Source organism: Pseudomonas sp. (assembly GCF_049301935.1).
GTDB lineage: Bacteria > Pseudomonadota > Gammaproteobacteria > Pseudomonadales > Pseudomonadaceae > Aquipseudomonas.
In genome coordinates this window covers 1-7,780 of record NZ_JBAQLP010000044.1, presented here as the reverse complement: position 1 = coordinate 7,780, position 7,780 = coordinate 1, and the positions used below count along the sequence as shown (strand labels likewise).

Genomic DNA, 7,780 nt, shown 5'->3' with positions numbered 1-7,780 from the left:
CGATGCCTTGCAGGTGTTGGTCGCTGAGGTTGCGCGTGCCTGTGCAGGTGCCTTCGACGCCTGTGTGGGACACCAGCAGCGGGCGCGTGCTGATGGCCAGTACATCATCGATCAGCGGGCGCGAGGCGTGGGCCAGGTCGATCAGCATGGCTTTTTCCTCCAGGCGCTTGATCACCTGGCGGCCCAGTGGGGTCAGGCCGCCTTTTTCCAAACCGTGGGCCGAGCCGCCGATTTCGTTATCGAAGAAATGGGTCAGGCCGGTGATGCGAAAGCCTGCGTCATACAGCGCATCGACGTTCTCCAGTTTATTCTCGATCGGTTGCAGGCCTTCGGTGGCGAGAATCGCCGCTACGCGTTGTGGGTCTTGCTGCCAGGCGCTGACAAAGCTGGCCAGGTCGCTGCGGGTTCTGATCAGTACCAGGCGGCCGTCGCTGTTGGCGCTGGCCTCGTTGAGCTTGTGCGCCTGGTAGAGCGCGCGTTGCAGCAGACTGCTCCAGGTTGCTTTGGGCCAGCGCTGGGCCATGGCCAGCAGGGTGATGTTGTCGGTCTCACCGCTGTTGCGTTCATAGTTGATGCCACGCGGCGTCTTGGTCACGGTGGAGAACACCTGCAGGCCGACACGGCCTTCGAGCATGCGCGGCAGGTCGGAGTGGCCAAAGTCGTAGCGCTTGAGCAGGTCGCGCTCCCATAGCAGCACGTCGTCATGCAAGTCGGCAATAAACAGTTGCTGATGCAGCTGGTTGGCCGGCTCGCTGGCGGGATAGGGGGCAGGGGATGCGACGCTGTTCATCTTGCGGTCAAGCAAGGAGGGCAGGGCAAGCACACTGCCTGCGGCGATCAACAGGATTATCAGCAGGGTAAGCAGAATTTTGCGCATATAAAAGTGCCATCCGGGCGTTGTTGTTAGAGCCTGTTCCCGATCTGCTGCGCGTCGGCCCTGCGGCGTTAAAAACAGGCTCGGAAGCCGCTTGCGGCTAACGCGCTTTAGCGCGACCCGCGGGGCGAGTGAAACGAGTAATGCTCATGTACAAAAGTACACTCCGCTTCCTCGTCTGTTTTGACCAGCCGAAGGCTGTTACTAACGTAGCGCCTTGCATGACTCTAGCTCGCGAGATCGTGAATAGGCTCTTATGCGCAGCACTCTAGCAAGGGTGAGTGGGAAATGTGATGGCTGGATGCAGCGCTGCTGGCTAGCCGCAGAGGCAGTCGCGGCCTTGCTGCTTGGCCTGATACAGCGCGCTGTCGGCGCGGGCGATCACGCCCTGCAGGCTGTCTTTGGGTTGCATCTGCGCCAGGCCAATGGATACGGTCACCCCTGGCAACACGCCAATCGGTGAGTGGAACGAGCTGACATGGCGCAGCGCCAGGCGCAGCCGTTCGCCGATGCTGCGGGCTTCATCCAGGCCGATTTCCGGCAGCAGAATGACGAACTCTTCGCCGCCGAAGCGGGTCAGGCTGTCTTTGGGTCTTAGCTGGTTGCGCAGGGTGTGCGCCACCAGGCACAGGGCGTAGTCGCCCGCCAGGTGGCCGTGCTGGTCGTTGTAGGCTTTGAAGTGGTCGACATCCAGCATCAGCATGCACAGCGGTTTGCCATTGAAGGCGCTGCGGGTGCTTTCGCGCTCGAAGATATGTTCTAGCCAGCGACGGTTGTAGGCGCCGGTGAGGGCGTCGATATTGGCCGTTTGCTCGCTGTCGAGGATGATCCGGTTGCCTTTGCGCACACGATCGCAGAGCAGTTCGAGCATGTTCTGCATCAGCTCGGGCGATTGCTGGAACAGGTTAAACAGCGATTCGCGGTGCAGACGCAGCACGCAGCACGGCTCGGTCGCCACTACATAGGCAGAAGGGTGATCATTGTCGATAAAGCTGATTTCGCCCGCGCAGTCGCCGACTTTCAGCGTGCTGACGGCTTGGCCGTCGAGCGAGCCGAGGTAGACCTTGAGTTGGCCCTTGAGCAGCAGGTAGAGGTACTGGTTGCGGTTGAAGGGCGACAGCAGTACTTCGCCGGCTTCCAGGTCGCAGGCGCGGAACTCCTTGAGCAGCTGGCTGACGCTGCTGGCCGCGACGTTATTGAACAGTCGCAGGTGGCGAAGTTGCTGCAGGTCAGCCTGCCATTTGGCGTTTTTCATTGGATCGGCAGGTGTGACTGTTGTGGTTTGGGGATGTTGGTCATCGCTAACGCTCCCTGCATTAAGGGCGAACACCAAGCCTGAACATATTCCGCTGCCTGTGGCCTGACAATCCTTGTCGGACGCGCGGGCGACCGGTGGTACTAAAGTTGAATGGTCGGTCACAATTCTTGCGCGATCCTTGCGCCAGCACTTGCTTACGCGCTGGGGTGCAGTTCTATGACTACGGCAAAGCCGGCCAGGCGCCGGGTTACGGCCTCAGCCAGTGCTGCCTGATCGTTGGGCAGGTAGATATGGGCGACCTGGCCTCGCGTGTCATCGCTGAGCACTGTCACGCGCAGGCGTGCATCCAGCTCCGCCAGCGCGGCCTGATAGACGCGGGCAATGGCGTCGAAGCGCAGCGCCGGCTTGAAGGTTTTACCCACGGCGGTCAGCGGGATGGCATCGATGATCCAGGCATCCTTGGGGATCGCTGCACGCTCGGGGATGTGTTCGGCAGCATGGGTCAGCAGTTCGGCTTCGCTAACCTTCGCGCCGGGCTTGAGTTGCACGTACACCACTGGCAGTTCGCCGGCCTTTTCATCCGGCTTGCCGACCGCTGCGGCCATGGCCACGGCTGGGTGTTTGTGCAGCGCTTCTTCGATCATCTGCGGGTCGATATTGTGCCCGCCACGGATGATCAGGTCCTTGCTGCGCCCGGTCAGCCAGATATAGCCATCGGCATCCACGCGACCCAGGTCGCCGGTGTTGAACCAGTCGCCGTCGACCCAGATGCCGGCGTTCTTGCTGCTTTGCAGGTAACCCTTGAACACCGTGGCGCCACGGATGCACAGGTTGCCGATTTCATTGCGATTGGCCTCTCTTAGATAGTTGCCTTGTTCGTCGAGCACTTTGATGCTCACCGCGCAATAGGGCATCGGCAGGCCGATAGAGCCGGCGCGGCGCTCACCGGCAGGCGGGTTGGCGCAGCTGCCGCAGGTGCCTTCGGTGAGGCCGTAGCCTTCGATCAGGGTCAGCCCGGTTTTGCTTTCGAACTGGCGAATCAGCTCCACCGGCATCGGTGCGGCGCCGCACAGCGCGTATTTCAGCGAGCTGAGGTCATGGCCTTCGCTCGGCACCTGCAGCAGACCGGCATAGATGGTCGGCACACCGCTGAAGAAGCTGACCTTGTAGCGTTCGATGATCGTCCAGAAATTGCCGATCAGGTTGGGGTTGCGATAGCCCTGCGGGGTGGCCAGTAGCACTTCGGCGCCGCCGATAAAGGCGGTGAGGCCGGTAACGATCACCCCGTTGACGTGAAACAGCGGCAGGCCGCAGAGGGTGACATCGCCCGGCGCGAAGCCGGTGACCAGGTTCATGCTATAGGCCATGGCCACTTCGTTGCCGTGGCTGTGTGGCGCGAGCTTCGGCGTGCCGGTGGTGCCGCCGGTGTGGAAGTAGCTGGCAATGTCGTCCGGAGCGATGACGCGGCCACTTTCCAGGTGATCATCCGGGCAGCTGGCGATCAGCTCATCGAAATCCAGCACGCCTTCTGGCAGTGGGCCGCGCTGCACTTTGATCGCGCTGCGCTGCGGCTCCGGCAGCAGGTTGGCCATGTCCACGCAGATAATTGCCTTGAGCGCTGGCAGCTGCGCGCGCAGACCTTCGACCTTGGCCCACAGGTCGGTGCCGGGGAAGGGCGCCAGGGTGACCAGCAGCTCGGAGTCCGAGGCTTGAATCAGCTCGGCGATATGTTCCGGATCGAGCAGTGGATTGATCGCATTGACGATCCCGGCCGCTTCGCCGCCCCAGATGGTGAAGTGGCTGTGCGGCAGGTTGGGCAGTAGAAACGACACCGCCTTGCCCGGGCGCAGGCCCAGGCGGTGGAAGGCGTTGGCGGTCTGGGTAATCTTGCCCAGCAGTTGCCCATAATTGAGGCGGTAAGCCGCCTCATCAGCCGTGCCCTGGAGGATAAACGAGAGTGCCGGCGCATCCGCTTGCCGCGCGGCGCTGCGGCGGATCAACTCATAGGTGCTGGCCGGCAGGTCGCGCTCGGCCAGTGGGGTTTGCTCGATCAGCTGAATATCGCGCAGGGTCTTGATCGCAGGGATGGCAGGCATAGGTGTTCTCGCTCGCAGACAGTCAACTGGTGAAGCGTTGCTCCAGCCAGTCGGCGATGTCGCGGATTTCCTCATTCACCACTTCGTGGCCCATGGGGTAATCACGCCATTGCACGTTGACGCCGGAGGCGCTTAGGTAGTCATGGGCTGCGCGGCCCATGGCCGGCAGAACTATGTCGTCGAATGTGCCATGCAAACACAGGACCGGCAGTTGTTTTTTTGTATCCGGCCATCCCTGGCCGGTACCCTGCGGGCCGTCGCTGCGCGACGTCAAAAATGGTTCCTGAGCATTTTTTGTATCCGCCAGCTTGATGTCGTCGCCGAACGTAGGTGCGTAGGTTGACAGGGCGATGACCCCACCGAGGGCAAACTGCCAGCGCAGGAAGGCGGTGTGCAGCACCACGGCGCCGCCCTGGGAAAAGCCGGCGAGAACGATGCGCGCAGGATCAATACCGCTGTCACGCTGCGCTTCGATCAGCGCGATCACTTGCTGCGCCGAGGCTTCCAGCTGCTCACGGTTGATCGCCCGCGCCGGGCTCATGGCCAGGATGTCGTACCAACTGGGCATGGCGTAGCCGCCGTTGATGGTCACTGCCTGGGTCGGCGCTTGCGGCAAAACGAAGCGGGTGCTGTGCAGCCGTTGCTGGAGCATCTCGGCTACGGGCATAAAGTCGTAGCGGTCGGCACCCAGGCCGTGCAACCAAATGACGCACGCGTCGGCGGCAAGTGTGGGCTGAAGAATCAAGGGGTCACTCATTTAGGGCTCCGCTGTGGTGCATGCGCGCTGATTTAGAGCGCGGGAAAATTTAGCTGAGGGTGATTCTAGAAAGAAGATGTCGCCAGCGTGCAAGTTTTGCTCTTGACCTGTCCGTATGGTGCTCAAAGCGCGGCGCTGGTACGGGCCTTGCTATATACCCTCGGGACTGATGAAGCGGCCGGGTCGTGGTAACACTGCCACTCAACTGGGCGCGCAACAGACTAAAATGCCTTAGCCGGCGTTTTACAGGTTCGCCAGGCGCTGCATGCTGTGCGACAAGTCACTTGCTATCTGTCTCTAGCTCATTCAAATAATGGGCGGGTGCGAGTTTATGGCCGTTGGAGCAATCGGCAACTAGACTCGAACTAAGGTTTGATCCCCGGTTGGGTGTGTTGCTGCCGACACAGTCAACGAGCCCCATAAGGGTACGGTGGTAGAACCGAGACTCCAAACACAACAAAAGCAACTGGAGGTTTTAATGAAGATGGTGAAATCCACATTGGCAGTACTGACCACCGCCGCTGTTCTCGGTGTCAGCAGTTTTGCTCAAGCAGGCGCTACCCTGGACGCGATCCAGAAGAAAGGTTTCGTACAGTGCGGTATCAGCGATGGTCTGCCTGGCTTCTCTTACGCCGATGAGAAGGGTAACTACCTGGGTCTCGACGTCGATACCTGCCGTGCCGTAGCTGCCGCCGTATTCGGTGACGCCACCAAGGTCAAGTACAGCCCGCTGACCGCCAAAGAGCGCTTCACCGCGCTGCAGTCTGGCGAAGTCGACATCCTCTCGCGTAACACCACCTGGACCAGCTCGCGCGATTCGGGCCTGGGCCTGAACTTTGCCGGCGTTAACTACTACGACGGTCAAGGCTTCCTGGTTAACAAGAAACTTGGCGTTTCCAGCGCTAAAGAACTCGACGGCGCAACTGTCTGCATCCAGGCAGGTACTACCACCGAGCTGAACCTTTCCGACTACTTCCGCGCGAATAACCTGAAGTACACCCCGATCACCTACGATACCTCCGACGAGAGTGCCAAATCGGTTGAAGCCGGCCGTTGCGACGTGCTGACCTCCGACCAGTCGCAGCTGTATGCTCAGCGCATCAAGCTGGCCGATCCAGACTCCTACGTGGTACTGCCGGAAGTGATCTCGAAAGAACCCCTGGGCCCGGTCGTACGCCAGGGTGACGAGGAGTGGTTCGACATCGTGCGCTGGTCGCTGTACGCGATGGTCAACGCCGAAGAGCTGGGCATCACCTCGGCCAACGTCGAAGAGCAAGCCAAATCCACCAAGAACCCCGACGTAGCGCGTCTGCTCGGTGCCGAAGGTGAATTCGGCAAAGACCTGAAACTGCCGAAAGACTGGGCCGTACAGATCATCAAGCAAGTGGGCAACTACGGTGAAAGCTTTGAGCGCAACGTCGGTACCGGCAGCGAGCTGAAGATCGAACGTGGCCTCAACGCCCTGTGGAACAAGGGTGGTCTGCAGTACGCACCGCCGGTGCGCTGACCGTCCGCTGCCAGCCCCTCGTCCTGAGTGGCTGGCATTGTTCTGATTGATGTGAACCTTATGCCCGCTGATGCGGGCATAAGGGTTCCAAGAGGGCTCCTATGCAAACCACTGCAAATGTCCCGCGCCCTGGTGGATCGGTTTGGACCGACCCCAAGGTGCGTGCCTGGCTATTTCAAATTCTTGCCGTTATCGCCGTTGTGGCGCTCGGCTGGTTTCTGTTTGACAACACCCAGACCAACCTGGAGAAACGCGGGATCACCTCGGGCTTTTCCTTTCTCAACAACAGTGCCGGCTTCGGCATTGCGCAAAGCCTGATCGACTACAACGAAAGCCACACCTACGGCCGGGTATTCGTCGTCGGCTTGCTCAACACCTTGCTGGTGTCGGTGATTGGTATTGTCCTGGCGACGCTGTTGGGCTTTCTGCTCGGCGTCGCGCGGCTGTCGCCCAACTGGCTGATCAGCAAGCTGGCCACCGTGTACATCGAGACGTTCCGTAATATCCCGCCGCTGCTGCAAATCTTCTTCTGGTACTTCGCCGTGATGCTCTCCCTGCCAGGACCGCGGCAGAGCATGGGCGTTGGCGAGACGTTCTTCCTCAATAGCCGTGGCCTGTATATGCCGGCTCCAAGCCCGAGCGACAGCTTCAGTCTGTTTGCCGGGGCGGTGATTGTGGCGATCATCGGCGTGGTGCTGCTGTCGCGTTGGTCGAAGGCGCGCTTTGAGGCCACCGGCAAGTACTTCCCGGTGTCTCTGGGCGCTATACCGCTGCTGATCGGCCTGCCAGGCCTGGCAATTCTGCTGGGCGGTAACCCGCTGCAGTGGAGTGTGCCGGAACTGAGCGGGTTCAACTTCCGTGGCGGTTGGGTGCTCATCCCCGAGCTGATGGCGTTGACCCTGGCGTTGACCATCTACACCGCCGCCTTTATCGCCGAGAACGTGCGTTCCGGGATCATGGCGGTCAGCCACGGGCAGACCGAGGCGGCGCGCTCCCTGGGCCTGCCGGCCGGTAAGATCCTGCGTCTGGTGATTATTCCGCAGGCGCTGCGGGTGATCATTCCGCCGCTGACCAGTCAATACCTCAACCTGGCGAAGAACTCCTCGCTGGCCGCCGGTATCGGTTATCCGGACATGGTCTCGCTGTTCGCCGGTACGGTACTCAACCAGACCGGGCAAGCGATCGAGGTGATTGCCATCACCATGAGTGTGTACCTGGCGATCAGTATCAGCATTTCCATGCTGATGAACTGGTACAACAAGCGCATTGCGCTGATCGAGCGGTAAGG

At 60.7% G+C, this 7,780-nt stretch carries 6 protein-coding genes; 2 read left to right on the top strand and 4 right to left on the bottom strand.

Annotated elements, in window-relative coordinates; translation table 11 throughout:
- From WA145_RS06225 to WA145_RS06210, 4 genes are all read right to left on the bottom strand, one after another.
- The coding region (locus tag WA145_RS06225) for a dipeptidase (RefSeq protein WP_422580734.1) at positions 1–877 on the bottom strand (877 nt) is incomplete at its 3' end.
- 313 nt (positions 878–1,190) lie between these two features.
- Positions 1,191–2,129, bottom strand: a complete 939-nt coding sequence (locus WA145_RS06220) for a GGDEF domain-containing protein (RefSeq protein ID WP_422580733.1) — start codon at positions 2,127–2,129, stop codon at positions 1,191–1,193.
- A gap of 197 nt (positions 2,130–2,326) precedes the next feature.
- Positions 2,327–4,228, bottom strand: coding sequence for an acyl-CoA synthetase (locus WA145_RS06215; protein WP_422580732.1), 1,902 nt, complete (start codon positions 4,226–4,228; stop codon positions 2,327–2,329).
- Between the two features lie 22 nt (positions 4,229–4,250).
- The gene (locus WA145_RS06210; RefSeq protein WP_422580731.1) at positions 4,251–4,985 is read right to left on the bottom strand and encodes an alpha/beta hydrolase; all 735 of its coding nucleotides are present in this window, start codon (positions 4,983–4,985) and stop codon (positions 4,251–4,253) included.
- Between the two features lie 478 nt (positions 4,986–5,463).
- Between WA145_RS06210 and WA145_RS06205 the strand changes: the two genes are divergently transcribed.
- A complete protein-coding gene (locus tag WA145_RS06205; RefSeq protein ID WP_422580730.1) occupies positions 5,464–6,492 on the top strand; it encodes an amino acid ABC transporter substrate-binding protein in 1,029 nt (342 codons plus the stop codon).
- Between the two features lie 101 nt (positions 6,493–6,593).
- Positions 6,594–7,778, top strand: coding sequence for an amino acid ABC transporter permease (locus WA145_RS06200; protein WP_422580729.1), 1,185 nt, complete (start codon positions 6,594–6,596; stop codon positions 7,776–7,778).
- The last annotated feature ends 2 nt before the right edge of the window (positions 7,779–7,780 follow it).